General features: G+C 70.6%; 25 protein-coding genes. 11 read left to right on the top strand and 14 right to left on the bottom strand.

Annotated features, from left to right (window positions below; all coding sequences use genetic code 11):
* Window positions 1-15: 15 nt before the first annotated feature.
* The 6 genes from AW273_RS32520 to AW273_RS32490 all read right to left on the bottom strand — a co-directional run bounded on the left by AW273_RS32520 (window position 16) and on the right by AW273_RS32490 (window position 5,358).
* On the bottom strand, window positions 16-1,026 hold the full coding sequence (locus AW273_RS32520; RefSeq protein ID WP_062356788.1) for an ABC transporter permease: 1,011 nt from the start codon (window positions 1,024-1,026) through the stop codon (window positions 16-18).
* Complete coding sequence (locus AW273_RS32515; protein ID WP_062356785.1) at window positions 1,023-1,811, bottom strand: ATP-binding cassette domain-containing protein; 789 nt, start codon at window positions 1,809-1,811, stop codon at window positions 1,023-1,025. Before AW273_RS32515 ends, AW273_RS32520 begins: the two co-directional genes overlap by 4 nt.
* Window positions 1,812-1,814: 3 nt before the next feature.
* Window positions 1,815-2,495, bottom strand: a complete 681-nt coding sequence (locus tag AW273_RS32510) for an isochorismatase family protein (protein ID WP_062356782.1) — start codon at window positions 2,493-2,495, stop codon at window positions 1,815-1,817.
* A gap of 637 nt (window positions 2,496-3,132) precedes the next feature.
* Window positions 3,133-3,303 (bottom strand): hypothetical protein, encoded by a 171-nt coding sequence (locus AW273_RS32500; RefSeq protein ID WP_157556396.1) that lies wholly within the window; start codon window positions 3,301-3,303, stop codon window positions 3,133-3,135.
* A 128-nt stretch (window positions 3,304-3,431) separates the two neighbouring features.
* Complete coding sequence (locus tag AW273_RS32495) at window positions 3,432-3,989, bottom strand: hypothetical protein (RefSeq protein WP_198168477.1); 558 nt, start codon at window positions 3,987-3,989, stop codon at window positions 3,432-3,434.
* Window positions 3,990-4,113: 124 nt separating this feature from the next.
* Entirely contained in the window at window positions 4,114-5,358 is a 1,245-nt protein-coding gene (locus tag AW273_RS32490; protein WP_062356773.1) for an NAD(P)/FAD-dependent oxidoreductase, read from the bottom strand.
* A gap of 137 nt (window positions 5,359-5,495) precedes the next feature.
* Between AW273_RS32490 and AW273_RS32485 the strand changes: the two genes are divergently transcribed.
* Window positions 5,496-7,328 carry a pectate lyase-like domain-containing protein gene (locus tag AW273_RS32485; protein ID WP_062356771.1) on the top strand — a complete coding sequence of 611 codons (1,833 nt, stop codon included), beginning with the start codon at window positions 5,496-5,498 and terminating at the stop codon, window positions 7,326-7,328.
* 299 nt (window positions 7,329-7,627) lie between these two features.
* Here the strand turns inward: AW273_RS32485 and AW273_RS32480 are convergent, their stop codons facing one another.
* The 4 genes from AW273_RS32480 to AW273_RS32465 all read right to left on the bottom strand — a co-directional run bounded on the left by AW273_RS32480 (window position 7,628) and on the right by AW273_RS32465 (window position 10,248).
* Window positions 7,628-8,056 carry an HIT family protein gene (locus AW273_RS32480; RefSeq protein ID WP_062356768.1) on the bottom strand — a complete coding sequence of 143 codons (429 nt, stop codon included), beginning with the start codon at window positions 8,054-8,056 and terminating at the stop codon, window positions 7,628-7,630.
* A gap of 24 nt (window positions 8,057-8,080) precedes the next feature.
* The gene (locus AW273_RS32475) at window positions 8,081-8,467 is read right to left on the bottom strand and encodes a VOC family protein (protein ID WP_062356765.1); all 387 of its coding nucleotides are present in this window, start codon (window positions 8,465-8,467) and stop codon (window positions 8,081-8,083) included.
* Window positions 8,464-9,231, bottom strand: a complete 768-nt coding sequence (locus AW273_RS32470) for an arsenate reductase/protein-tyrosine-phosphatase family protein (protein WP_063910189.1) — start codon at window positions 9,229-9,231, stop codon at window positions 8,464-8,466. Before AW273_RS32470 ends, AW273_RS32475 begins: the two co-directional genes overlap by 4 nt.
* A gap of 105 nt (window positions 9,232-9,336) precedes the next feature.
* Window positions 9,337-10,248, bottom strand: coding sequence for a helix-turn-helix transcriptional regulator (locus tag AW273_RS32465; RefSeq protein WP_062356831.1), 912 nt, complete (start codon window positions 10,246-10,248; stop codon window positions 9,337-9,339).
* Between the two features lie 180 nt (window positions 10,249-10,428).
* Here AW273_RS32465 and AW273_RS32460 point away from each other — a divergent pair, with 180 nt between their 5' ends.
* From AW273_RS32460 to AW273_RS32435, 6 genes are all read left to right on the top strand, one after another.
* Window positions 10,429-11,451: a zinc-dependent alcohol dehydrogenase family protein gene (locus tag AW273_RS32460; RefSeq protein ID WP_062356762.1), complete on the top strand. Its 1,023-nt coding sequence runs from the start codon at window positions 10,429-10,431 to the stop codon at window positions 11,449-11,451.
* Between the two features lie 59 nt (window positions 11,452-11,510).
* Window positions 11,511-12,278, top strand: a complete 768-nt coding sequence (locus AW273_RS32455) for an SDR family NAD(P)-dependent oxidoreductase (protein ID WP_062356759.1) — start codon at window positions 11,511-11,513, stop codon at window positions 12,276-12,278.
* Window positions 12,279-12,350: 72 nt separating this feature from the next.
* On the top strand, window positions 12,351-13,058 hold the full coding sequence (locus AW273_RS32450; protein WP_063910188.1) for a DUF6152 family protein: 708 nt from the start codon (window positions 12,351-12,353) through the stop codon (window positions 13,056-13,058).
* Window positions 13,059-13,068: 10 nt separating this feature from the next.
* Complete coding sequence (locus AW273_RS32445) at window positions 13,069-13,551, top strand: hypothetical protein (protein WP_062356757.1); 483 nt, start codon at window positions 13,069-13,071, stop codon at window positions 13,549-13,551.
* Window positions 13,552-13,693: 142 nt separating this feature from the next.
* Window positions 13,694-15,316, top strand: a complete 1,623-nt coding sequence (locus AW273_RS32440) for a glycoside hydrolase family 6 protein (protein ID WP_198168476.1) — start codon at window positions 13,694-13,696, stop codon at window positions 15,314-15,316.
* A gap of 175 nt (window positions 15,317-15,491) precedes the next feature.
* On the top strand, window positions 15,492-17,009 hold the full coding sequence (locus AW273_RS32435; protein WP_083950213.1) for a sensor histidine kinase: 1,518 nt from the start codon (window positions 15,492-15,494) through the stop codon (window positions 17,007-17,009).
* 23 nt (window positions 17,010-17,032) lie between these two features.
* On the opposite strand, the gene AW273_RS32430 is transcribed toward AW273_RS32435, so the two are convergent.
* Together AW273_RS32430 and AW273_RS32425 are read right to left on the bottom strand one after the other, a co-directional pair.
* Entirely contained in the window at window positions 17,033-18,379 is a 1,347-nt protein-coding gene (locus tag AW273_RS32430) for a HAMP domain-containing sensor histidine kinase (RefSeq protein ID WP_063910191.1), read from the bottom strand.
* An 85-nt stretch (window positions 18,380-18,464) separates the two neighbouring features.
* Window positions 18,465-19,097: a CPBP family intramembrane glutamic endopeptidase gene (locus AW273_RS32425; RefSeq protein WP_062356745.1), complete on the bottom strand. Its 633-nt coding sequence runs from the start codon at window positions 19,095-19,097 to the stop codon at window positions 18,465-18,467.
* 30 nt (window positions 19,098-19,127) lie between these two features.
* Here AW273_RS32425 and AW273_RS32420 point away from each other — a divergent pair, with 30 nt between their 5' ends.
* The 3 genes from AW273_RS32420 (at window position 19,128) to AW273_RS32410 (ending at window position 21,929) form a co-directional block, all read left to right on the top strand.
* Window positions 19,128-19,778: a hypothetical protein gene (locus AW273_RS32420; protein ID WP_062356742.1), complete on the top strand. Its 651-nt coding sequence runs from the start codon at window positions 19,128-19,130 to the stop codon at window positions 19,776-19,778.
* A 520-nt stretch (window positions 19,779-20,298) separates the two neighbouring features.
* Window positions 20,299-21,108, top strand: coding sequence for a hypothetical protein (locus AW273_RS32415; RefSeq protein ID WP_062356740.1), 810 nt, complete (start codon window positions 20,299-20,301; stop codon window positions 21,106-21,108).
* Window positions 21,105-21,929 (top strand): alpha/beta fold hydrolase, encoded by an 825-nt coding sequence (locus tag AW273_RS32410; RefSeq protein WP_062356737.1) that lies wholly within the window; start codon window positions 21,105-21,107, stop codon window positions 21,927-21,929. Before AW273_RS32415 ends, AW273_RS32410 begins: the two co-directional genes overlap by 4 nt.
* 40 nt (window positions 21,930-21,969) lie before the next feature.
* On the opposite strand, the gene AW273_RS39520 is transcribed toward AW273_RS32410, so the two are convergent.
* Window positions 21,970-22,305 carry a hypothetical protein gene (locus AW273_RS39520; RefSeq protein WP_157556392.1) on the bottom strand — a complete coding sequence of 112 codons (336 nt, stop codon included), beginning with the start codon at window positions 22,303-22,305 and terminating at the stop codon, window positions 21,970-21,972.
* 227 nt (window positions 22,306-22,532) lie between these two features.
* Here AW273_RS39520 and AW273_RS32400 point away from each other — a divergent pair, with 227 nt between their 5' ends.
* Window positions 22,533-23,192: a TetR/AcrR family transcriptional regulator gene (locus tag AW273_RS32400; RefSeq protein ID WP_062356732.1), complete on the top strand. Its 660-nt coding sequence runs from the start codon at window positions 22,533-22,535 to the stop codon at window positions 23,190-23,192.
* Between the two features lie 408 nt (window positions 23,193-23,600).
* Here the strand turns inward: AW273_RS32400 and AW273_RS32390 are convergent, their stop codons facing one another.
* Window positions 23,601-25,061 carry an alpha/beta hydrolase gene (locus AW273_RS32390; protein WP_198168475.1) on the bottom strand — a complete coding sequence of 487 codons (1,461 nt, stop codon included), beginning with the start codon at window positions 25,059-25,061 and terminating at the stop codon, window positions 23,601-23,603.
* Between the last annotated feature and the right edge of the window lie 29 nt (window positions 25,062-25,090).

The following is a 25,090-nucleotide window of genomic DNA, read 5'->3' as shown; positions in this document are numbered from 1 at the left end:
TTCCAGCGGGGGGTGTTACTTGCCGCGCATCTGGTCGAGCCAGACAGCGATGATCAGAACGACGCCGATGGCGATGTTCTGGTAGAAGGACGAGACGCCGACCATGACGAACCCGGCCAGGAGCACGGTCGGGATGAAGGTCGCGATGACCGACCCCGGCACCGATGCCCGGCCGCCGAACAGGCTCGTGCCGCCGATGATCACGGCGGACAGCGCCTGCAGCATGGTCGTGGAGTGCCCGGAGATGGCCGTCGTGCCGAACCGGGAGATGTCGAGGAAGCCGGCCAGGCCCGCCATGAGCCCCGCGATGACGAACACCACGATCGTGCTGCGCTGGACGTTCACTCCGGCGCGCATCGCTCCGTCGGCGGAGGAACCGATCGCGAGGGCGTGCCTGCCCGCGCTGGTCTGGGTCAGTACGACACCGGCCAGCAGGCTGACCACAACCGCCAGCACCAAGGGGAGGGGGATCCCGGCGACGGTGTTGAGACCGAAGGACGTCTGAACGGCGGGCGGGATCCCGGCGACGTTCGCGCCGTTGGTGAGGACCTGCGCGGCGCCGGTGGCCACGCCCATCGTGCCCAGGGTGACGACGAACGAGTTGACTTTCAACCTGGTCACCAGAACCCCGTTGATCAGGCCCGCGACGCCGCCCACCACGACGGCCGCCAGTGCCGCGATCACGATGGCGAGGCCCGCGTTCGGGAACGTTCCCGACGCCGACGGCTCTCCGGCCAGTCGTACGGCCACGGTGCCCGCGACCACTGACGACAGGACCAGGGTGGCGCCGACGCTGAGGTCGATGTGACCGGCGCCGAGCACGAAGGTCAGGCCGACGGCCAGCAGGACGAGCCCCGCGCTGTTGCGCCCGATCGCCTGCAGGTTCGTCGCGTCCAGGAAGCGCCATTCGGGTGAGATGAGCGAGAAGATCACGACGAGCGCCACCAGCGCCACCGTGATGTAGGCAGGAGTGGACCTCGCCAGCCCGCCGAGGCGTGATCTGGCCGGAATCCGCAGCGTGGTCATGCCGGCAGGCCCTCCTCACGGTCGTTGTCCCGCTCGCCCAGCATCAGCGCGACGATCTGCCCGATCTTCAGTCCGGACGCGGCGAGGTCGGCCACCACGCGGCCCAGCCGCATGATCACGATCCGGTCGGCGACCTCCAGCACTCTGGGCAGGTCGTGCGAGATGAGCACCACGCCGAGACCGCGATCGCGGGTCGCCTTGATGGTCTCGATCACCATCTGCGACTGCCGGGCGCCGAGCGCCGCCGTCGGCTCATCCATGATCACCAGGCGTCCGGCGCGGGAAACGGCGCGGGCGACCGCGACCACCTGGCGCTGTCCACCGGACAGGTCGCCGACGGGCAGCGTCACGTCCTGGAGTGTGGTGATGCCGAGACCGTCCATGAGCTGCCAGGCACGCTCGCGCATCGCCTTCTTGTCCAGCAGGCCGAGCCGTCCCAGCAGGCCGGGGCGGCGCAGCTCGCAGGAGAGGAACAGGTTCTCGGCCACCGACAGGTCGGGCGCCATCGCCAGGCCCTGGTACACCGTGGCGATGCCGTGCTCCATCGCGGCTCTGATGGATCCGAGCGGCATCGGCCTGCCGTCCACGCTGACCTCGCCGGCGTCCGGCAGCAGGGCCCCGGAGACGCAGGAGATCAGCGTGCTCTTGCCCGCGCCGTTGTCCCCGACGAGCGCGACCACCTCGCCGGCGTGAACGGTGAGCTCCCCCTGGCGCAGCGCCTGGACGTGGCCGAAGGACTTGGCGAGCCCACTGGCCCGCAGCGCCGGAGTCCGCCGATCGGTCATCGGTCATTCCTCCGCGGCCGGCAGCGACCGCAGGTGCGTCAGCACGTCCGCCTCGGACAGCACGTCACCGTAGCGGGCGTCGATGTCGAAGAGGTTCGCGGCATGCGCGGAGGCGCAACGGTCGCCGACCGCCTCGCGGGGGACGATCACGTGGAAGCCCCGGTTGAACGCGCTTTCCGCAGTGGCTCTGATGCAGCCGCTCGTGCTGCACCCCACCACGATCACCGTGTCGGCCTTGGCGGAGATCAGCATGGCGTCCACGTAGGTGCCGAAGAAGGCCGAGGCGCGCGGCTTCACCACGAGGGGCTCGTGCGGGCGGCGGTCCATCTCCGGCCGGAGCCGGACACGCTCGGTGCCGTGCAGCATCTGCTCGCTGTGCGGTGTCTTGCGGCGGACCACCTCGCCGATCTCTGCCAGGCTCGGGTCCCATGCCATCGTGGTGAAGATGATCGGCAGGCCTGCCCGGCGCCCCTCCGCCAGGATGCGGACGATGCTGCCGGAAACCGCCGACAGGTCCGAGCCGAGCTGCTCAGCGGGGTCGGCCCAGGCTCCCGCCATGTCGATGACGAGAATCGCCGGCCGCTCACCCCATCCGACGCGTCCCGCGAACCCGGCGGCCTCATAGCGGGCCCGCAGTTCCTCGTTGTCCAGGCTGTGCGCGTACGCGGTGTTGACAGTAGTCACTCCAACCTCCTCGCGGGCGGCCCTCGCCCGTGGGTCCAGACCCTGCCAGTCCCGGCATCCGTGTGTCAATATCGACACATCAAATGGATTGTCCTGCGACTTCTTTGTTAGATGCTTGAACATGTGTCACAATCGACACACTCAGGCTGTGAGGGGGGTGGTGGTTCCGCCGCGACTTGAGGCCGACCTGCCGCGGACCTTCACCACGCCGTCCCCCGGCCGCGTCTCGATCAGGATCCGGTTGAGGGCTCGGATAGCCGCCGGTCGTTCCGATGTGGGTGGCGCGGTCAGGGTCGCCACACAGGGAGCGAACAGAGAGCACCTAAGCCAGACGGATGCTGCTCTGGTCGTCGCTCCTGTGGTCGCGGATCGCTACGTAGCCTGGCCCATTCGTTGCGGTGCAGTACGGGCCGTGGGCATCGATGCTGCCGAGGTCTGCGGGAAAGGCAGCGCTGGACGGGAGGTTGTCGCCGTCGATGGTGAAGGTGAGACGAGTCCCGCTTCCCGGCTGCGGATCGAACCTCTGCACAGGGTCGATGGGACGAAGGCTGGCGAGTTCTTGGCTGAAGCCTCGGCCGTCGCTCCACATTTCGACGGTTGTCGTCGAGCAGTGCGTCGCGATCGCTGCCAGGAGCCACTACTCGGGGCCGAGCAGGGAGTCGAAGTAACCGGAGGGCGGGGAGTCCGACCAAGTGTGCTGCTGGTTGATCGTCACGTTGAAACACAGGTCGCCGAGGACGACGACCTCCGAGATGAGCGAGTGCTCTTCAGCGACTCGCGTCGCCGGGTGCAGTGCGTGCCGAGCCACAGCTGACAACAACATGGCCGGCAGCCCTGGGTCGTCCAGTCCTGCCCCGCAGTACAGCGCCGTCGAACTCGATCACGGTGATGTCGGCCGCGCTGTACCGACGCGCTTCCGGAGGGGCGCTCGGATGATCAGAGGTCACGGTCGTCCTTGCGGGCGCGATGCCAGGCCGCCTCGAATGCCTCTCTGCTGATCTCCAGGTCCTTCAATTCCGGGTCGAAGAGGTCGACGACGGGCGGGTTGAACGGCCAGTCATCTGGGTCGCTCTTGAAGGCGTCTCCGTTGTCGGTCAGCTCCACCTGCCTCAGTCGGCGTCCGTCGGATCCGATCTCCATCAGGTAGTCGGCCGGTTCGACGCCGTCGTCTCCGTCCCAGCGGCGCTGAAGGTAGACGAGGGTTCGATCAGCCAGCGCCCCGAAGCCGGGCAGGTGCCGGTGCGCCAGCCGCTGCGCACGCAGGACGTCCAAGCCCGCCGGCATGGACTGGGCGTCGACATCGGTCTCTTCCAGGTTCCATCCCTCAGCCTGCTCGATCGTTTCGGGGGTCTCGATCACCTCGATCGCCGCGAAGGTTTCCAGCACCTCGCGAGCCGAACGTGCGCGGACCCACCACCACGAACCGTCCATGCCGTAGTCATGCAAGATCAGAAACCGCTGCTTCGTCGCGCCCTCACCGGTCACGAACTCCATCTCCTTGAGAGTCGACGGCCGGGTCGAGCCCGGCTGGGGGGTTGTCGACGACGGGAGCCACCGCGGCGCCTCGTTCGCCACGGCTTTCCCGACCTCGTCGGCCAAATGACGACAGACCTGAGATTCACATTTGCGGCGCGGCGCTCAGGTCGTTCAGCACCGCGTCGGCCGCGCGCCGCCCCGACACCAGCGCCCCCTGAATGGACCCCGTGTCCCGGTGGTCGCCACACACGTAAAGCCCCTCCCCCAGGCTGACGCGACGGCGCAGCGGCATGGGCGGTGGCATCGACGGCAACGCCTCGGTGATCGTATAGGTCGCGAGGTGACGCCATCCCCGCACGCCCGAACCGTAGATCTCCTCCAGGCGGTCGCGTACGCGCGGCTCGTCGTCGTCACCGGCCGTGCCCAGCACCGAAGTGGAGATGAGCGCCTCGCCCGTGGCGCTGTATTCGGGCGCCGCGTCGGTCATGACCAGGGTGTCGGCGATGACGCCGTCGGCGTCGATCACCTGGGTGGCCTCTCCGAGCGGAGACTCGGGCGCGGCGTGGTAGAAGGTCGTGACGGCCCGCATGGCGGGGACGCGCAGGCCGGGCAGCAACGCCGCGGCGGCGCTGGGGTCGGTGGCCACCACCACGGCGGCGGCCGGCGGTTCCCCGCCGTCGTCCAGGATCACTCCCGTGCCGCTGACCGCCCGGACCGGGGTCCGCAGGCGCACGGCGTCCGCGGGCAGATGGCCGGCGAGCTGCGCCGGGACCTCGCCCATGCCGAGCGCTGGCACGCCGATGGTGCCGCGGGCGAACGAGCGCCAGATCAGGTGGAAGACCCGGCTGGAGGTCTCCAGTTCCCGTTCGAGCAGTACGCCGGCCAGGAACGGGCGTATCAGCCGCTCGACCATCACCGGTGACATGCCCCAGTGGCGGAGTTCGTCGAGGACGGTGCGATCGGCGCCCGCACGCAGCATCCTCGCGGGAAAGGCCAGGTCGCGCGCGGTCAGGGCGGCCAGGACCGCCTTGTCGACCGGTGTGCCGAGATCGGCGGTCAGGCCGGTGAAGGCGTGACGCGGGTGCTTCCACGGCAGCATGACCCTTTCCCGGCCGCCGTCCGCGCGGAAGACCAGCATGCCGGAGTTGAAGGCGCGCAGCCGCAGCGCCGCGACGTCCAGCACACGCGGCACCTCGGGATAGCCGGTGTTCAGCACCTGGAAGCCGCGGTCGAGCCGGAAGCCGTCGACCACGTCGGTGCGCATCCTGCCGCCCACCCCGTCGGAGGCCTCCAGCACCGTGACGGGCACGCCCGACCGGCGCAGCCGCACCGCGCAGGCCAGTCCGGCCAGGCCCGCGCCCACCACGATCACCGGTTGGTGTGCCATGAGCTGTTCCTACCCGAGAGGCCGGGGTCGTTCTCACACGAGATGAAAAAAGACGTGACATTAGTTTCGCCCAACCTCTTGACCTACGGGAGAGCGCTCTCAAAGATCAGTGGTGCCCCCCATGGAAGGAACGAACCATGACGACCACCCGCCGGCCGTACCTCGGCAGGCTGTTCGCGTTAGGGCTGTTGCTGGCGGCCTCTGTCGTGTCGACGGGCCCGGCCGCCACCGCGGCGGCGCCGGCGGCCGACCTCGGCTCCAACGTCACCGTCTTCGACCCCGGCATGCCCCTCAGCACGATCCAGGCGACCCTGGACGCGGCGCACGCCGCCCAGGTCGACAACGAGATGGGCACCACCCGGCACGCCTACCTCTTCAAGCCGGGCACCTACGGGACCGCCGAGCAGCCGCTGCACTTCAAGGTCGGCTACTACACCGAGATCGCCGGTCTGGGCGCCTCGCCCACCGACGTCGTCATCAACGGCAAGGTCGAGGTCTACAACCGCTGCCTGACCCCCACCAACTGCATCGCCCTGACCAACTTCTGGCGCACCATCTCCAACCTGTCGATCAACATCACCGGCAAGGGCTCCGAAGGCTGCCGTACCGGAACGAACTTCTGGGCGGTCTCCCAGGCGGTGTCCATGCGCCGCCTCAACGTCAGCGGCGGCACCCTGTCGCTGATGGACTACTGCACCGCCGGCCCGCAGTACGCCAGCGGCGGCTTCATCGCCGACTCCAAGCTGCCGGCCGTCGTCAACGGATCGCAGCAGCAGTGGCTGACCCGCAACAGCGAGGTCGCGAGCTGGTCGAACGCCGTGTGGAACCAGGTCTTCGCGGGCACCGTCGGCGCGCCCGACGACGCCGCGTTCCCGAGCCCGCCGTACACCACGCTCGACACCAACCCCGTCAGCCGGGAGAAGCCCTACCTGTTCGTGGACGCCCAGGGCGAGTACAACGTCCGCGTGCCCGCCGTCCAGAAGGGCTCCCGCGGCATCACCTGGGCCGACGGCCTGACCCCGGGTTACACCCTGCCGCTCAGCGACTTCTTCATCGCGAAGCCGTCGGATTCGGTCAAGGAGATCAACAAGGCGCTCGCGAGCGGCAAGCACCTGCTGCTCACGCCCGGCGTGTACGACGTCGAGCGGAGCATCGACATCAAGCGCGCCAACACGGTCGTCCTCGGCATCGGGCACGCCACCCTCACCGCCGTCGACGCCGCCACCCCGGTCGAGATCGCCGACGTCCCCAGCGTGATCTTCGCCGGCGTGACCATCGACGCGGGACTCAAGAAGTCCCAGGTCCTGCTGAAGGTGGGCAAGAAGGACAAGAGGAGCAACAACCCGGCGGACAACCCGACGACCCTGTCCGACATCTACTTCCGCGTGGGCGGACCCCACGTCGGCAGGACCAACACCGCGCTTGAGGTCAACACCGACAACGTGCTCATCGACCACACCTGGGTGTGGCGCGCCGACCACGGCGTCGAAGGCTTCACCGACACCGAGCGGTGGAACACCAACGACGGCCGCAACGGCGCCATCATCAACGGCGACAACGTGACCGCCACCGGCCTGTTCGTCGAGCACTTCCAGCGCTACAACACGATCTGGAACGGCGAGAACGGCACCACGATCCTCTACCAGAACGAGCTGCCCTACGACCCGCCGACCCAGGCCGACTGGATGAACGGCGACGTCGAGGGCTACGCCGGCTACAAGGTCGGCAACGGCGTCCAGAAGCACCAGCTGTACGGCGGCGGCGTCTACGTCTTCAACCAGAACAACCCGTCGATCCACACCGAGAACGGCTTCGAGGTGCCGGACCGGCCGGGCGTGAAACTGCACCACATCATGACCGTCAACCTCAGCGCCGGCATCATCGACCACGTCGTCAACGGCGTGGGCGACCCGGCCGACATGACGCGGGTCGGTTCGCCGGTGTACATCACCGACTACCCGGCCCCGTAGCCGACCCCTCGGGTGGGCCGGACGGCCCACCCGAGGCTCAGGGGCTGTCCGCATCGGCCTCTGTCGATCACCACGACGGTTCCGCCGCCCCGATGGCGGTGGACGCGACAGCAACACGAGCGCGGCCCGTGCCACGGTGAGCGGGTCGACGAAGGCCTCGCCGGCAAGCCGCAGGGTGACGCCGGCCATCAGGGCCAGCGCGGTGGCGTTGACGCCGTCCAGGAAGACTGCGATGACCTCGCCGAGCGCGTGCACCGGCCGGGTCCCGCGCTTGCGAGGGTGGTCGTTGTCGGATTGCTTCATCGACGGAGGTGGTCGCGGATGGCGCGGGCGGTGCGTTCGGCGTCGGCGGGGTCGCTGCGCTGGGGGGCGTTGAGGAACGCGGTCCCGCGCAGGAGATGGGAGGCGGGGCGCGGATACAGCCAGGCGTGAAAGTGCTGGACGCGGTCGCGGGTGGAGACCAGGTGGACGCGTTCGGCGTCGGTGCCGGCGCGCATTGCCGTGTCGAGCCGGGTGAGCAGCGGGCCGAAGGAGGCCGACTCGGCCGCGGTCATCTCGGCGAAGTCGATGAAGTGTCGCCGTGAAGTGATCTTCAAGGCTCCGGGCATGGTGGTGTCCGCGGGCCCCTGGCCGACCAGCCAGTGCTCGTCTCGGTGAATCCACCCGCCGAGCGGGTCCCGGTCGGTCTCTTCCAGGTGGCAGTAGGGGCACTCAAGGTTCTCGGTCATGAAGGTCCGATGCTTTCGTTGATCTCAGCGCGCAGCGGGTTCGAACAGTTCGACGAGGTTGCCGGCCGGGTCGGTGAGCAGGATCTGGCGTCCGCCGGGACCGGCGACGACATCCCCGCAAAAGGACAGCCCGGCGGTGCGCAGCCGGTCGATCTCGGAGTCGAGGTCGGCGACGATGAGATGGACACGGTTGCGGCCCGGCGCGGTGGAGTCGCCGGGTGTGGCCCGGGCGCCGGAACTCGCCGGCCCCGACAGCAGCAGTCGCAGCGGTCCACGGACCACGTCGGCGAAGGCGGGCGCGGGGCCGGTGCGCACGGTGAAGCCGAGGTGGGTGGTGTAGAAGTGGACGGCGGCGGCCACGTCATCGACGATGTAGCGAACGCTCGCGAGCTCGTCGGGTGGTGTTGTCACAACTGGACCTCCGGGTCCGTGGCGCGGGCAAGGACGGGCCGGCCTGCCTGGTCTGTCACCGGCGGAGTGTCGGTCCCCCTGGGCGGCGGCGCGGGGGCGCGGGTCAGCGGTACCAGCCGGTCGATGCGGTCGGTGAGCTGGTCCAGGAGGTCGTCGAAGATCTCGTCGGTGTCGATCGGCCCGGGGTCGGGAACCGACCAGTGCACGCGCCGGGGGTCGGGGCCCAGTTCCTCGTAAGCCTTGTCACAGACGGCGACGACCAGGTCGGCGGGCTCGACCACGTCGCGGATGTGGACGGTGTGAGAGCGGCCCAGGTGCAGGCCGTGGCGGCGGGCGGTGCTGACGGCCCGCGGGTTGAGGCGGGGGCCGGGATGGGTTCCGGCGGAGGTGACCGGGATCCGGCTCCGGGCCGCCCAGAGCGCGGCGGCCAGCGGTGAGCGGGCGCCGTTGCGGGTGCACACGAACACCACCCGGGGCGCCGCGATGGTCGTGGTGACGCTGAGAGCCTCAAGCGTCGCGGGGATCAGCCGCAGGTAGGCGCGGCGGCGATCAGCGTGGGAGCGGGTGCGGGTGACCAGGCCCGCTTCCTGCAGCACGCGCAGGTGGTGGGCCAGCAGGTTGGAAGGCAGGCCCAGGGTGCCGCCCAGTTCTCCGGGCGACAGGTCGCCGACCAGCAACGCGTCCACGATCGCCAGCCGGGCGGGGTCGGCCAGGGCGTGGTGCAGGGCGGCCCGCCCTCGTCGCTCATTTGTCTCAATTTCCATTGAGTCAATAGTGGCTGCGATATTTCCATGAGTCAACGCCCCGAGACAGCCACAAGGTCCGCCGCCCGGCCGGCGTGCGGCCGGTCCGCTGAGGCGGGTCGTTCGTCAGCCTTGGCCGGCAGGCCCCTCGTGCGGCAGGCGGGAGGAGCGGGTCCCGGTGGCGTCCGCGGCGGCGTCGAGGGTGGCGGCCCAGCTGGCCAGCAGCCGCAACGCGTCGTGCGCGGGGGTGTCCGGGGCGGCGGTGTAGACGGTGAGGTTGAGGCCGGGGTCGGCGTGCAGGTCCATCGACTCGTAGTCGAGCGTGAGGTCGCCGACGGCCGGGTGGTGGAAGGTCTTGCTGCCCATGTGGTGCAGGCGGACGTCGTGGCGGGCCCAGCGGGTGCGGAAGTCGTCGCTGCGGGTGGACAACTCGCCGATGAGCTGGGCGAGGTCGGCGTTGAACGGGTCGCGTCCGGCCTCGGTGCGCAGTAGCGCGACGGTGGTGTCGGCGGCGAGGTCCCAGTTCGGGTAGAAGGCGGGTCCGGCCGGGTCGAGGAACTGGAAACGCGCGATGTTGACCGGACCGCTCGTGCCCTGACGCTGGTAGACGGGCCAGTACATGGCGCGGCCGAGCCGGTTGACGGCCAGCAGGTCCATGCGGCCGTTGCGGATGAGCGCCGGAGCGTCGGTCATCGCGTCGAGCATCCGCTGCAGACCGGGCCGGACCTGCACCACCCGGCGGCCGGTGCGCGGCCGGGAGCTCGCGGCGCGGGCCAGGTCGAACAGGTGCGCCCGTTCGGCCTCGTCGAGTTGCAGGGCGCGGGCGACCGCGTCCAGGACGTCCTCGGACACGCCGCTGATATGGCCCTTCTCCAGGCGGGTGTACCAATCGGTGCTCACCCCGGCCAGCACCGCGACCTCCTCCCGGCGCAACCCCGGCACCCGGCGCCGCACCCCGGGCGCGAGCCCGGCCTGCTGCGGCGTGATCCTGGCGCGGCGGGTGGCGAGGAAGTCGCGGATCTCGTCTCGGTTGTCCACCTTCCCCACTGTAAGGAGCCGCCTGCCGGTGAGGGGGGTCGAGGTCGTCCCCCCGATAAGCGCGACCTCCCACCCGCGCGAACACGACGGTTGGCTGGGAGGTGTCCGGGGACGCTCCGTCTTCTGCGTGGACACGCAGTTCGCGCTCCGGCCAGACCTGAAACCACGAAGGAGATCATTATGCGTGGCGTAGTCCTGCACGCCCCCGGCGACGTCCGCGTCGAGCAGCGGCCCGACCCGGTGATCGTGGAGCCCACCGATGCGATCATCCGCGTGACCGCCGCGTGCGTGTGCGGCTCGGACCTGTGGCCCTACCGCGGCGTCGAGAAGCCCGACGGCCCCATCCCAATGGGCCACGAGTACGTCGGAATCGTCGAGCGGGTCGGCAGCGAGGTCCGCACCGTCAAGCCGGGCCAGTTCGTGGTCGGCTCGTTCTGGGCCTCCGACAACACCTGCGAGATCTGCCGGTCGGGTTACCAGAGCGGCTGCGTCGACCGTGTCCTCATGGGCACCATCGGCACCCAGGCCGAGTACGCCCGGATCCCGCTGGCCGACGGCACCCTGGTCGCGACGCCCGGCATCCCGGACGCCACCCTGGTCCCGAGCCTGCTGGCCGCCTCCGACGTGCTCGGCACCGGCTGGTTCGCCGCCATCGCCGCCCAGGCGGGACCCGGCAAGACCGTCGCCGTCGTCGGCGACGGAGCCGTCGGCCTGTGCGCGGTGCTGGCCGCCAGGCGACTCGGCGCCGAGCGCGTCATCGCGATGAGCCGGCACGCCGCACGCCAGGACCTGGCCCGCCGCTTCGGCGCCACCGACATCGTCACCGAGCGCGGCGACGAGGGCGTGGCCCGCGTCAAAGAGCTCACCGGCGGCCTCGGCGCGCACGGCGTCATCGAGGCGGTCGGCACCCAGGAGTCCATGACCCAGGCCCTCCGTGCCACCCGGCCCGGCGGGCACATGGGCTTCGTCGGCGTCTCCCACGACGTCTCCCTGCCCGGCGACGAGTTGTTCTCCTCCCTGGCCCACCTGCACGGCGGCCCCGCCCCCGTCCGCCAGTACCTGCCCGAGCTGATCGACCTCATCTGGAACCGGCAGATCGACCCTGGCCAGGTCTTCGACCTCACCCTCCCGCTCGATCAGGCGGCCGGGGCCTACCGCGCCATGGACGAACGCCGCGCCGTCAAGGCCCTGCTCACCCTTTGAAGGGCCACCGCCAGGCCCCCGGCCGCCGCACCCGTATGTGATCAAGGAGGCAGCTTCTCATGAACCCCACCTACGACTTCACCGGCCAGGTCGCCTTCGTCACCGGAGCCGGCTCCGGGATGGGCCTGGCCACCGCCCGCGCCTTCGCCGAGTCCGGCGCCGCGGTCGCTCTCACCGACATCGACGAGACCGCCCTGAACGCCGCCGCCAAGGACCTCGCGGACGCCGGTCATCACGTCCTCGCGATCGGGTGCGACGTCAGCGACGAGAACGGGGTCGCCGCCGCCGTCGACCGGACGGTCGCGACCTTCGGCCGCCTCGACATGGCCTACAACAACGCGGGCATCCAGATCCCGCCCAGCGACGCCGCCGACGAGCCGGTCGAGGTGTTCGACCGGGTCAACGCCATCAACCTGCGCGGCGTCTGGGCGAGCATGAAGCACGAACTGCGGCACATGCGCGCCCAGGGCAGCGGCGCCATCGTCAACTGCTCGTCCCTCGGCGGCCTGGTCGGCATCCCCGGGCGGGCCTCCTACCACGCCTCCAAGCACGGCGTCATCGGCCTCACCACCAGCGCCGCCTTGGAGTACGCGCCGCGCGGCGTCCGCATCAACGCCGTCTGCCCCGGCACCATCGACACCCCGATGGTCACCGACATGATCGCCAAGGGCGAGCTCGACCTCGCCGAAGCCGAGGCGAACCAGCCCGTCAACCGCCTCGGCACCGCCGAGGAGGTCGCCCAGGCCGTCCTGTGGTTGTGCAGCCCGGGAGCCGGCTTCGTGATCGGCGTCGCCCTGCCCGTCGACGGCGGCTACGTCGCCCGCTGACCCCAGCGCCCTGTCGGCGTTGCTGGTCTCGATGCCACCCCGCCGCCCCCACGCCCCAGAAAGGATCTATCTATGTCGAGCCTGGACGGCACCACGCTCCTGACCCGCGCGAGAGCCCGTCTCCTGCGGCTGGCGACCGCGTCGCTCGCCTTCGCGATGGTGCTCGTGGTGTTCCCCGTGCGTGCCGCGCACGCGCATCACGGGTGGGACGACTTCGACACCGATCGCCTCTACTACATCGCGGGTACCGTCTCGGAGGTTCGCTGGGGCGAACCGCACTCCTTCTTCACGGTGACTCTGGACAACGATCTGCCCGGTGAAACGCCCGAACTGGCTCTGCCTGAGCAGTTGCAAGCCCCCGAAGACAGCGGCCCGATCAAGGTCGCCCCGTCCTACCGCGGCTCCCATGAGGCGCTGGAGGTCGTCATCGCGCCGCCGACCTACACCGGAATGTGGGGTCTGGACCGTCCCCTCGCCGACGGTGAGCAGGTCGAATTGGTCGGCTACATCAATAAGAGTCACGATGACGAATTTCGTCCGGTCGTGTTCTGGTTCGAAACTGGGAAGCCGGTCAACCAGGTGCTCGGCAGCGAACTGCCGGCCAAGCCGCTGCCGGTTCCGTATCCCGTCAGCGCCGCGCCAGATCATGCGCCGGCTGCCGCGGAGGATTCCGAGGGCACGTCTGCGATCGTGGTGTGGATCGTGCTCGCCGCCGGGCTGATCGTTGTCGTCGCGGGTGGGGCCGTCTACCTGCGAGCCCGGTCACGCCGAGACGTGTGAGCGTGCTTTCGTGGACGACTTCCTCTCCTGGCTTCAGGGCGGCCCGCTCACCGAGGCCATCCGTGGCACGCCCTACCTCTATCCAGTGCTCGAGAGCATCCACATCCTCGGCATCGCCCTCCTTGTCGGCCCCGCGGCGGTCTTCGATCTCCGGCTGCTGGGGCTGGGGCGGCAGAAGCTGCGGGTCATGACCGCGGCCGAACATCTCCTACCTCTGTCCCGCCTCGGGTTCGTGATCGCGGCGGTCACCGGCGTCCTGATGTTCCTGCCCGGCGCGAGCCTGATCGCCGACCGCGGCAGCGCTCCGTGGAAGCTCGGGCTCATCGTGATCGCCTTGCTGAACATCCTGATCTTCCACCGGCGCACCTACCGCAACGTGACCGCCTGGGACACGGACAGGCCGACGCCTGCCGCCGCCCGCATCGCCGCGGTCATCTCCCTCACCTCGTGGTCGGGAGTCACGATCGCAGGCAGGCTGCTGGCCTACACCTGATGTCCCGGCGTACCGCGTTCGGAGTGAAAGGTTCACCGCTGACCTGGGGTTCTGCCGTGCCGGGTTGCCGGGATCGGGCCTTCCGGGGTGACGATCGAGGGTCGGTCCTCGCGTCCGGGGGGGTGCCATGAGGCTCCTGCGTGTGCTTGTCGGGATTGTGCTCGTGTTCGTCGTCCTGCCCGGGGTGGCCTGGGCCGCTCCGGGATGCGTGGTGACGTACGGGGCGGATTCCTGGCCGGGCGGGTTCACCGGGACGGTCGCCATCAAGAACACCGGCGATCGGGTCGACGGCTGGACGCTGCGGTTCGACTTCACCGCCGGGCAGACGATCACGTATGGCTGGTCGGCGCGGTGGAGCCAGTCCGGGGCGCGGGTGCAGGCCGTGAACGAGCCGTACAACCGGGTGCTCGCGCCGGGCGCGACGGTGACCATCGGCTTCAACGGCCGCTGGACCGGCGGCAACCCCCCTCCCGGCGGCTTCACCTTGAACGGCGCCACCTGCGGCGGGCCTCCCTCGCCTGGGCGGGTGGACAATCCCTATCTCGGGGCGCGCGGCTACCTGAATCCCGACTACGTCGCGCAGGTCGACGCCGCGGCCACCGCCACGGGCGGTGAGGTGGGGGCCGCGATGCGGAAGGTGGCGTTCCAGCCGACCGCCCTGTGGCTCGATTCCGTGGCCTCGATCGGCTCCGTGAGAGGCGGCCTCGGGTTGCGGCAGCACCTTGATCGGGCGCTCGTGCAGGCCCTGTCGCAGGGGAACGCCGATCCCGTCGTCGTGACGCTCGTGCTGAGCGACCTGCCGGGCAAGGACTGCTCGTCGATGGTGTCCACGGCGGAGTTCGACATGACGGCCGAGGGGGTGGCGGCGTACCGGAGCCGGTTCGTGGAGCCCGTCGCGGCCATCCTCGCCGATCCCCGCTACGCCCCGCTCAGGATCGTCACCCTCGTCGAGCCGGAGACGCTGGGCAGCATGGTCAACTCGACCCAGGAGCCCCGATGCGTGGAAGCGCGCACGTCAGGGGCTTATGTCCAGGGCATCCGGCACGCCGTCGCGACCCTCGGGGCGGTTCCCAACGTCTACGTCTACCTCGACGCGGCCCGGTCGTCGGTCGCCGGCTGGACGGAGGTGTCCGCGCCCCTGATCGACCTGTTCGCGGAGGTCGTCGAAGGAACCCGGGGCGTGGACGGGTTCGTCACCAACGTCGCCGGCTACGTCCCGGTGGAGGAGATCTTCCTCCCGGACGCCACCAAGACGATCGCCGGAGCGCCGCTGTACCTGAGCCGGTGGATCGACTGGAACCCCCACATCGACGAGGACGACTACACCCGCTTCCTCCGGGCCGCCCTCATCGAGGCCGGCTTCCCCGAGCACATCGGCATGCTGATCGACACCTCGCGCAACGGCTGGGGCGGGCCGGGCCGGCCGACGGCCGTCAGCGTCTCCACCGACGTCAACACCTACGTCGACCAGTCCAGGCTCGACCGGCGCGTCAACCGCTTCAACTGGTGCAACCAGCTCAACGCGGGCATCGGCGAACGTCCGGCCGCCGCTCCCAGACCGGGGGTGGACGCCTACATCTGGGCCCGGCCTCCCGGTGAGTCGGACGGGGCGAGCGACGGCCCCAACCGCTGGTGCGACCCCGCCTACGCCCCTCCGATCGGGTCGTGGCGGCCGTCCGGAGCGGCCCCGGGTGCGCCGGGCTACGGGGTCTTCTGGCCGTCCTATTTCCGGGATCTGGTGCGGAACGCCCATCCGCCGCTCTGACGGGAGAAGGCGGGGCGTCGTTTCACCGGGCGTTGGTCCCGTCTCTCCGGCGGCTTGAACCAACGGCCATGCCCTCTTTATCCGTCCACGCGGAACTTTGCCTTTTCGCGGGAAGTTTTGGCTGGTCATCGGGGTTCCTTGCCCATAGAGACAATTGCCGGCGAGGGGAGGTTCCATGGGCAGGCGGCGGCCGTCGTTCCGGACACGCAGGACAATCGCCACCGGTGTGCTCATGGTGCTCATGTGCCTGGGGCTGAGTTTCCTCTTCCTCAAGTACGTCGGCGGCAAAGAAGGCGACAACGCGCTGCAACATGGCCTGTCGACCTGGAACAGCGTCGAGTCCCTGATCCAGCAGGGGCGGTTGCCGTCGGTGCTGCCGGACACCAACGGTGAGGCGGTCCAGGTCTTGGACGCCCACGACAAGGTGGTCTCGGCCAGCGGTCAACTGGTCGGCCAACCGCCCATGGCGACCTTCCACCCCAGCGACAACAAGCTGAGCACCACCCGGGTCCTGTGCCCGCCCGCCGGGTTGGCGGATTGCCGGACCGTGACGTCGATCAACGTCTACCAGCCGGACGGGATCTGGTCGCTGCTCGTGGCGACCCCCACGATCCCCTGGTACGGCAGCTCCACCGCGGTGTTCCTGGCGATCGGCACGTCCCTGCTGATGACGATCGCGGTCACCGGCTGGGTGTTCCGGGACATCACCAAGGCCGTGAAGCCGGTCGTCGCGATCCAGCGGCAACTGGCCGACATCACCGCCGCCCAGCTCGAACACCGGGTCCCGGTGCCGGGCACCTACGACACCTACGAAGAGGTGCAGGTCCTGGCCGAGACGGTGAACGGCACCCTCGACCGCCTGGAGGGCGCCTACGAGCGGCTGCGCCGCTTCACCTCCGACGCCTCCCACGACCTGCGCAGCCCGATCACCTCCATGCGCCTGCAACTGGACGAGGCGCTGGCCTACCCCGACGAGGTCGACTGGCCGACGGTGGCCACCACCGTGCTGACGGGGGTGGACCGGCTCCAGGCGATCGTGACCGACCTCCTGGCCCTGGCCAAGCTGGACGCGGGCGCGCCCCTCAGCGGCGAGCCGACCGACCTGGGCAGACTGGCCGAGGCCGAACTCGACCAGCGCCCTCATCGCGCGAAGATCGTCCGGCGCCTCCAGCCGGGCGTCTGCGTCGACATCGACCGGCTGCGCATCTCCCGGGTCCTGGTCAACCTGCTCGACAACGCCGAACGGCACACGGCGTCCCAGATCACCGTCACCGTCCGCGCCGAGGAGGGCACTGCCGTCCTGGAGGTCCTGGACGACGGCGCGGGCATCGCCGCCGAGGATCGTGAACGGGTCTTCGAGCGCTTCACCCGCCTGGAGGCGGGCCGCGACCGGGACGCCGGAGGAACCGGGCTGGGCCTGGCCATCGCCAGGGAGATCGCCCACGCGCACCAGGGCACCCTGACCGTCGAGGACAGCGACCGGGGCGCGCGGTTCGTGCTGCGTCTCCCCCATCTCGGGAGCGCCCCGGCGGTCGCCCCCGCGCCCGAGGTGTCCCGCCAGGTCATCGACGGCGCGGCGCACCCCGCCGCGAGGCCGACGTCGATCGGCCGGCTGGGCCGGGCGGCGGCGACCGTCATCCGGGATCCTCGGCGGGTACTGGCCGGAGGAACGGGGCGGGGAACCGGGAGCTAGACCGTTTCGTCCTTCGGACGTGCTCAGTCCGGGGGTGGCGAGGCGGGCAGGCGCAACACGAACCGCGCGCCGCGGTCGCCGTCTTCGACGGTCAGGGCGCCGCCGTGGGACTGGGCGAGCTGGCGGGCGATCGGCAACCCGAGGCCGGTGCCGCCGGGGTCCCTGGTGCGGGAGGCCTCCAGGCGGGTGAACCGCTGGAAGACGGCCTCCCGCTGCTCGGGGGCGATGCCTTCGCCGTCGTCGGCCACCTCCAGCACCGCCTCGTCGTCGTTCCGCGTCAACGTGAGGGTGACGGTGGAGGTGGCGTGGCGTTCGGCGTTGTCCAGGAGGTTGTTGAGCAGTCTGGCCAGTTCGATCCGCGAGCCCTCCACCGTCACGCCCGGCGCGAGGCACGCGCACACCTCGGTCTTGGCCTGGCGGTGGTTCAGTTCGCCGGTCACCAGGTCGGCCAGGTCGATCGGCTCACGGCGGCGGCAGACGCCGGCGTCCAGGCGGGCGACCTGCAGGAGGTCGCCGATCAGGGCCTGCATGCGGTCGACGCTGTCGAGCAGCGCCTCGCCGGTCTGGGCCCAGTCGGCCTCCTGCGGGTCCATCATGGCCTCTTCGAGCCGGGTCTGGATGGCGGTCAGGGGGCTGCGCAGGTCGTGGGAGGCGTCGGAGGCGAAGCGGAGTTGCTTCTCGACCGCCGATTGGGTGCGGTCGAGGGTGCGGTTGGCGGTCTCGGCCAGGTCCCGCAGTTCGTCGTGGTACTTCGGCACGGGCACCCGGTGCCGCAGGTCGCTTGAGGTGATCTTGGCGAGGGTGGCGGTGATGGCGCTCACCGGCTGCAGGGTCTTGCCCACGATCCGGTAGCTGCCGACGGCGGCGGCCGCGGGCAGCAGGATCCAGGTGACGGCGATCGGGATGATCAACTGCGGGCCGACGTACCAGGGGAGGGCGGGGGCGGCCACGTTGAGCTGCCAGACGCCGTCTTCCCGGTGGACGGGGTAGGCGAGCACGATCATGCACCCGCCGGGGAACACCCTGGTGTCGCAGGTGGTGGTGGTGGCGTAGGCGTCGGGATCGGGGTGCAGCCTCGTCATCGGCGGGTTGTCCGCGACCGTGGGGGTGGCCGCGACCATGGTTCCGTGCGGGTCGAACACCTGGACCGGCTGCCCGGGGTTCCTCTCGCTCAGGTCGGGCACCTGCCGGCGCAGTTGGGCGCCGATGTTCACGGCGCTGGCGAAGAGCTGTTCGGTCCGGTGGTCGATCGCCGTCTGCCGGACCATGACCACGATGAAGGCGGCCATGGCGGTGCACAGCAGCGCCATGACGGCACCCGCCACCGCGGCCAGGCGGATGCGGATCGAGCGGCGATGCCACCAGCCCATGCTGATCACCCCCGTGACCAGACACCTCCCCTTATCGGTCCTTACCGATTGACGGGCCAGAAAACGGACATTCGGCTATGAATCATCACCTCTGGAGGGCGCCCCAGGCGAGCGCGGCGAAGGTGAGGGCGTTCATCGTGCAATGGACCAGGATCGGCACCACGACCCCGCCCCTGGTCCGGGCCCAGGCGAGCGGCAGGGCCACCACGAACACGGTCAGCCACGCGTACGGCTGCCAGAGGTGGTACACCGCGAACAGCGCGCACGAGACGACCGGCCCGCCCGGCGTGCGGGGCTGCAACCAGCCGCGGAAGTAGATCTCCTCCGCGATCGGCCCGGCCAGCACCGGCCCCGCGACCCACAACGCCACGGTGACGGCGTCGAGGTGGCCGGGGGCCGCCGCGAGCGACCATGCGAAGCCGGTCTCGCGCAGGAGCGGCTCCAGCCACGACACCGCCGCGCCCCCGACGAGCGAGGCCGCGAGGGAGATCGCGAAGATCCGGCCGGCCTGGCGCGGTGCGCGGATCCGGGGGAGGCCGCGGCGGAAGGCGTACAGAACCAGACCGAGCTCGACGGGCACCACGATCAGCAGGACACCGGCCGGCAGCGCCCGCACGGGACGGTCGAGCAGCGGACCGGCCAGAGCGGCGAAGGCGAAGAGCAGAGCACCGGGGAACAGGTGCAGGAAGATCGCCATGGGGAGGCGGAATCGGGTCATGGGCGGACCTTCGCTGCTAACCTCCTCGAAATGGAACCTGGGCCGTCGAGTAGCTCCCGGCAGACCCTGACCACCGCCGCGGCCGCCCACATCCTGCTGCGCCCCGACGAACGCCGCTTCCTGGAGCCCTTCATGGGCCGCGAGCGCGGCACCGCCGAAGCGGCCCGCGAACTGGGCGTCACGGTGGAGCAGATGGCCTATCGTGTACGCGCCCTGTCGGCGAAGGGCCTGCTGGAGGCGGTGGGCCGGCAGCCCCGCAAGGGCAGGGCGATCGTCGTCTACCGCGCGGCGGCCGAGATCCGGGCCCCGCTGGGCCTGCTCCCCCAGGCCGACCTCCACCACCTGTTCGACCTGGTCGACGAGGGCGCCCGGACCGCCTTCCTGGCCGCGCTGGCCCGCCAGGCCGGGCGGGCCGGGCTGCTCGACTGGGTGGTGCGCTGCCGCCGCGAGGGTGACCAGGTGCGGCTCGACATGACGCCGGCCGACGGCGACTGGAACCCGACGACGTTGCTGAACGAGGCCGCCCCGGCCGTCCTGTTCAACTGGGCGCCCCTGGCGCTGGACGCGCAGCAGGCGAAGGTGCTGCAGCGGGAGTTGCTGGAGGTGCTGTCGCGGCTGCCGGTGAGCACCTCGGCCCCCACCCACCTCCTCGGTCTGTTCCTGACCCCTGTCGAGCTTTGACCTGTAGTGCGCTACAGGCGGGGAACGCCGGAGCCCCGTCCGGCTCGGTCCGGCTGCGCGAGAGGGTCGGGATAGGGGGGCCGGCCGGGTCGCACGCTCACGCGGCTCATCGTCGTACTTCTTCGGTGCGGGCATTGCTGGTGTTCCTCCCCGGTTTCGACATCTCCATCAATCCCGGTTCAGGACATGCTTGACGGCATGCACACGCTCCTGGGCGACGACTGACCGTCTCCTCTGGCGGCGAGCGGGCCGGGTGTGCCCACTGCGGACGCGCGGCGCCTTCACGCCGGCGGCGTGGTGATGGTCCTGCGGCCGGCGCAAGGCGGCGGGCCCCGCACGAACGCCGCCGACGACGACACCGGCCAGGAGGGAGTGACAAGCCCTGCCGCGACACGGCGAACAGCATGCGTCGATCAAGCAACGCGCCCCGTCCTGATCACATTTTCGATTGACACCCTGTCGTCCTAAATGCAGAATAAATTGACCAGACAGACTGTTCGCTGAAAATAGGACACTCATCATGACTCCTGCCTCATCCCCCGGCGAGGGCGGGCACGGGCAAGCCGTCGTCGGCGACTCCCGGCCAGTCGGCCGGACATCTCTGCCCGCGCCGCCCACGTACCCGCCGCACGACCGGTATGACACCCGCCTGCGACGGTTCGGACTCGCTGCGGCGGCATTCCTCGCTCCGTGGTTCATCGTCGCCTGCAACACTGGATGGGCGCTGGCGCAGGCGGCCGGCGCCGGCGACCAGACCGGCGCCGACGCGCTGGCCGCAGCCGCGGCGCACCCCGCCCTGCTGCACAACGTGGTCTTGTTCGGCATGCTCGGCGCGCTGTTGATGATCCCCGCCACGCTCGGCGCCGCCCGGGTAGCCGGCCGGGGTGCGGCGAAGCTGTCGTTCATCGGCGGCACGCTGGGGGCCGCCGGATACGCCTGCTACCTCGCCGTCCTGCTCACCGATCTCACCACCATCGCGATGGTGCGGGTCGGCGGGCCGATGGCCGACTTCGCCGGCGTGATCGACGCCCGCCAGGAGGATGCGGCCGGGATCTGGGTTTTCCTGCTGTTCGTTCTCGGCAACCTCGTCGGAACGTTCCTGATCGGCCTCGCCCTATGGCGGTCCCGGTCGATCGCCCGCTGGGCCGCCGCCGCGATCATGATCTGGCCGCCGACGCACATCGTCGGCCTCGCCTCCGGTGTCGAGTGGTTCGAGGTCGCCGGCGCCGCTGCACAGGGCCTCGGCTTCGCCGCGGTCGGGGCCCGCCTGCTTCGCCGCGACGGCTCGCCGACGCTCCAAGAGTCCCCGCAACGTAAGGAATCGTCATGACCGACATTCGCAGCGCCCTGACCAAGACGCTGATCGAGGGCGCCGAGATCGTATACACCGACACCGGCGGAGACGGTGAGCCGCTCCTGCTGATGCACGGCGCCCTCCTCGCGGACTGGATGACACCGCTGGCCTCCGAGCTGCGCGGCCACCGCGTAGTGCGGTTGGTCCGCGCGGGCTACACCGGCGGCCCCGTCCCGGACGACCTCACCATCGCCGATCACGCCCGGCACGCGGCGACACTGCTGCACCGGCTGGGCGGTGCGCCCGCGCACGTGGTGGCGCACTCATCCGCCGCGGCGATCGCGCTCCAGCTCGCGGTGGACGCCCCTTCCTGCGTGCGTACCCTCTGCCTGCTGGAACCGCCGCTGGTGGACGCGCTGGCAGATCCGTCTGACGTGGACGATCTCCGCGCGGCCTTCGGTCCCGCGATCGGTGCGGCGATGGCCGCGACCGCACGCGGGGACCACGCGGCGGCGTTCGACGCCTTCATGCCCCTGGTGTGCGGGCCCCGCTACCGCGAAATCATGGAGGACGTCCTGGGCGCGGACGTCGTCGCCGACGCGGCGAGCCGCAGCGGACCGGTCTTCACCAGAGAGGTTCCCGCGCTCGCCGCGTGGACGTTCGACCCCGCGGTCGCCCAGCCGGTCGTGCTGGTCCAGGGCGCGGACAGTCCGCCTCCGGTGCACCGGCTGGTCGCGCACCTCGCCGGGCTGCTGCCACAGGCAACCATCGAGACCGTCGAGAACGCCGACCACCTGATGCCGCTCACCGCGCCGGCCGCGCTCGCCGCCTTGATCTCGCGCGTAACGGCTCCGTGACAGCAGGTAGTGGCGTCGATGACGGGCGTCAGGGCATGTCTCAGAAGTGTTCCGGCGCTGGCGGCGTGCCGGCATCCGGCAGCGGATCCTGACCGCCCTGCGGGCTCGGGCGGACGCGGACGGGCTGATCGGCTGGGATGTGCGTGTCGACTCCACCGTCTGCCGGGCCCATCAGCACGCCGCCCGCGCCCGGGGCGCGGAAAAGGGGGATCTGCAGATCGAGTCGCCGGGCGGTGCGCAGGAAGAGCCGGCCGATCACGAACTGGAGCGCTCCCGCGGCGGCCTGAGCACCAAGCCGCAGAGCACTGTCGATCGTGCTGACGGCCGGGCAGCGGGGTGACAGCCCGCAGTTCACGGCGGCGGTCTTGGAAGGCATCCGGGTGCCACACCTGGGCGGGGCCGCCCCCGTAGCCGGCCTGACCGGGTGCCGGCCGACAAGGCCCACAGCTCGCGCGACGACCGCCGCTACCTGACCGCGTCGACGGTGAACCCGCACCATCCCTCCTCTCCATGCCGACGGGTCTTGGGGGGTATCGACCGCCCGGACCCGCCAGACGCGAGTTGAGTAGACTGCTTGTCGGATGAATATGACATGATGGGGGAATGGCACCCCGCAAGTACGAGCAGGTCCTCCGCGCCGAGGCCGCGGAGGAGACGAGGCGCCGGATCCTGGACGCGGTCGGCCAGTGCCTGCGCGAGACGCCGACGGAGCAGCCCAGCCTGGGGCGGGTGGCCGAACTGGCCAAGGTGTCGAGGTCGACGATCTATACCGACTTCGGCTCACGGTCGGGCCTGTTCGACGCGTTCGTGGTCGATCTCTGGGAGCGCACCGGTCTGGGCGAGCTCAGCGGGGCGGTGAGCGCCGCCGACGCGCGCGACCACCTGCGTGAGGGCATCCGGGCGGCCAGCCGGATGAAGGGCCAGGAGCTGGTGGTCTACCGCGTGCTCCACGCCATGGACCGGCTGGACCCCGAGTCCGCCGGCGGCGCCGTACGCCACATGGAGACCGACCGGCGGGCCGGCATGCAGAGCCTCGCCGAGCACCTCGAACGGGAGGGTGAGCTGCGCGAAGGGCTCACCGTCGACAAGGCGGTCGACGCACTGTGGGTGCTGACGAGCTTCGAGAGCCTCGACCTGCTGGTGACCGGCCGCAGCCACACAGTCGACGAGGCGATCGACATCCTGGTGGACATGGCCGAGCACGCCGTGTGCCGGACGCCTGACATCCAGTCGGCCGGGGTCCGCAGAGCACCACAAGGCTGAACGGCAGCGGGGCAGGTGTGCTGTCGCCGTCCGTGGTCCCCGCCCGATGAACCAGGCGTCTGTGGCCCTCAGTCGAGCGGATGCGCATCGAGGGTCCGGTGCGCCACGGCATCGCGCTGGGTGGTAGCGCCGCGGCCGAGCATCGCTCGGATCAGGGTCGGCATGAACGGGATGGTCGAAGCGGCGGCCACTGACGGCGCCGGTCGGGCCGCAGCCCGGCGGGGTGCGGCCGAGGACTGCCACGGCCACGCCTGCGGCGGTACGGCGGGCGCAAGGGCGAGTATGGCGGCGGCCGGCGAGGCCGCCATCCATTTGACGATCACAGCGGGATCTCCGGATTCTGTTGCGGCGGCCGGTGTAGCCGGCCGGTATGCGGGTGGGCAGGTGGTCGGGGCTGGACGTGTGCGGTCACGGCGCGAACGGGTCGGTGTCGTCGCGGCAGGTAGCGCCCACGGGTGGCAGGGTCGTGCCGTCGGTCAGGTAGGCCAGGGCGGGGATGACCAGGCACGGGTTGCCGGACGTGAGGCTCGCGTGGCCGTCGGCCTGGTAGGTGAGCAGCCGGGCGTTGCCGAGGTCGGCGACGAGCTGCCGCGCGCCGGCGTACGGCGTCGCCGGGTCGTGGGTGTTGCTGATGACGAGGATCGGCGCGGCCTGGCCGGGATAGTGGAAACGGCCGCGGAACGTGTCGTCGTCCTCGACCGGCCATAGCGCGAGGTTGAGGTTGACCAGCCCGTTCACCCACCAGAAGTGCGGGAACATCCGGTACGCGTGGACGCTGTCGTGGACGTGGCCGGCCACGGGTCCGCGGGCGAATCGCTGGTCGGCCGCGAGCACCGCGAACCGCTGGTCGTCGGAGCCGAAGTCATCCCCGCCGGCCAGCAGGTCGAGCATGGTCGCCGGCTGTCCGGCCGTGGTGGCGGTGAGTGCGGCGGCGAAGCCGCGCCACCGCCGCGGGCTGTACATGGCGGTCAGCGCCGCCTCGCGGACGTCGTCCCCGGTGAGCCGCGGGTGTGCCGGGTCGCCGGTGGGCAGCGGCCGGCGGTCCAACCGCGCCAGCAGTTCGTCGAAGGCGTCCTCTGGATCGGTGCCGCCGAAGCCGCAGCGGGTTCCGGCGGCGGCGCAGCGGGCGAAGAAGCGGTCGAGTTCGTCCTCGAACGCCGCCGACTGCTCCTCGCCGTCGTCGACCGGATGGTCGCGACCGGTTCGCACGTCGACGGCGCTGGCGAGCACCATCGCCCGGACGCGGCCGGGAAACATGCTGGCGTATGTGGCGCCGATGGCCGTGCCGTACGAGGCGCCGATGGCGGTGAGCTTGCGGTCGCCGACAGCCTGCCGCAGCAGATCGACGTCACGGGCGACGTTCGCGGTGCTCATGTGCGGCAGAATTTCCGGGTTGTGGCGCAGGCAGGACTGCCCGTAGGCGCGGGCCGCGGCGGCATACGCGTCGGCGTCGACCGCGTCAGGGCGGGCGAAGAACGACGGCGGTGTCGCACCGCAGTCGACGGCGGGCCGGCTCGCGCCGGTGCCCCGCTGGTCGAAGCCGATCACGTCGAAGCGCGACAACAACGCCAACAGTTGCGGCGGCGAGTCGCGCAGCACCCGTACACCGGACTGTGCGGGACCACCGGGCAGTTCGAACAGCGAGCCGACGCGCTGCGCGGGATCGGCGGCCGGCTTGCGGATCAGGGCGATGGTGATCGTCGCTCCGCGCGGGTCGTCGTAGTCCAGCGGCACGCGAGCGTCCGCGCATTGAAAACCGTCGCCGCAGTCGATCCAGCGCAGCACCGGAACCGGCGGCTCGGGACCCGCCGCCACGGCGGGCGCGCCCGCAGCGAGCAGGCCGAGCAGTGCCGCGCAGCCGGCAGCCACGCGACGTAACAGTGGTTTCACCGCAGTTC

The organism is Herbidospora yilanensis (assembly GCF_001570565.1).
GTDB lineage: Bacteria > Actinomycetota > Actinomycetes > Streptosporangiales > Streptosporangiaceae > Herbidospora > Herbidospora yilanensis.
The sequence above is the reverse complement of the archived record's forward strand: the minus strand, read 5'-3'. Positions and strand labels throughout refer to the sequence as shown.

Excerpts from the sequence above, each read along its gene's own strand:
- AW273_RS32515 (WP_062356785.1), bottom strand. The coding sequence starts at position 1,811 with ATGACCGATCGGCGGACTCCGGCGCTGCGGGCCAGTGGGCTCGCCAAG.
- AW273_RS32435 (WP_083950213.1), top strand. The coding sequence starts at position 15,492 with ATGGGCAGGCGGCGGCCGTCGTTCCGGACACGCAGGACAATCGCCACC.
- AW273_RS32520 (WP_062356788.1), bottom strand. The coding sequence starts at position 1,026 with ATGACCACGCTGCGGATTCCGGCCAGATCACGCCTCGGCGGGCTGGCG.
- AW273_RS39520 (WP_157556392.1), bottom strand. The coding sequence starts at position 22,305 with ATGCCTTCCAAGACCGCCGCCGTGAACTGCGGGCTGTCACCCCGCTGC.
- AW273_RS32455 (WP_062356759.1), top strand. The coding sequence starts at position 11,511 with ATGAACCCCACCTACGACTTCACCGGCCAGGTCGCCTTCGTCACCGGA.
- AW273_RS32425 (WP_062356745.1), bottom strand. The coding sequence starts at position 19,097 with ATGACCCGATTCCGCCTCCCCATGGCGATCTTCCTGCACCTGTTCCCC.
- AW273_RS32460 (WP_062356762.1), top strand. The coding sequence starts at position 10,429 with ATGCGTGGCGTAGTCCTGCACGCCCCCGGCGACGTCCGCGTCGAGCAG.
- AW273_RS32495 (WP_198168477.1), bottom strand. The coding sequence starts at position 3,989 with ATGGAGTTCGTGACCGGTGAGGGCGCGACGAAGCAGCGGTTTCTGATC.
- AW273_RS32410 (WP_062356737.1), top strand. The coding sequence starts at position 21,105 with ATGACCGACATTCGCAGCGCCCTGACCAAGACGCTGATCGAGGGCGCC.
- AW273_RS32470 (WP_063910189.1), bottom strand. The coding sequence starts at position 9,231 with ATGGAAATTGAGACAAATGAGCGACGAGGGCGGGCCGCCCTGCACCAC.
- AW273_RS32490 (WP_062356773.1), bottom strand. The coding sequence starts at position 5,358 with ATGGCACACCAACCGGTGATCGTGGTGGGCGCGGGCCTGGCCGGACTG.
- AW273_RS32480 (WP_062356768.1), bottom strand. The coding sequence starts at position 8,056 with ATGACCGAGAACCTTGAGTGCCCCTACTGCCACCTGGAAGAGACCGAC.
- AW273_RS32420 (WP_062356742.1), top strand. The coding sequence starts at position 19,128 with ATGGAACCTGGGCCGTCGAGTAGCTCCCGGCAGACCCTGACCACCGCC.
- AW273_RS32415 (WP_062356740.1), top strand. The coding sequence starts at position 20,299 with ATGACTCCTGCCTCATCCCCCGGCGAGGGCGGGCACGGGCAAGCCGTC.
- AW273_RS32430 (WP_063910191.1), bottom strand. The coding sequence starts at position 18,379 with ATGGGCTGGTGGCATCGCCGCTCGATCCGCATCCGCCTGGCCGCGGTG.
- AW273_RS32450 (WP_063910188.1), top strand. The coding sequence starts at position 12,351 with ATGTCGAGCCTGGACGGCACCACGCTCCTGACCCGCGCGAGAGCCCGT.
- AW273_RS32485 (WP_062356771.1), top strand. The coding sequence starts at position 5,496 with ATGACGACCACCCGCCGGCCGTACCTCGGCAGGCTGTTCGCGTTAGGG.
- AW273_RS32400 (WP_062356732.1), top strand. The coding sequence starts at position 22,533 with ATGGCACCCCGCAAGTACGAGCAGGTCCTCCGCGCCGAGGCCGCGGAG.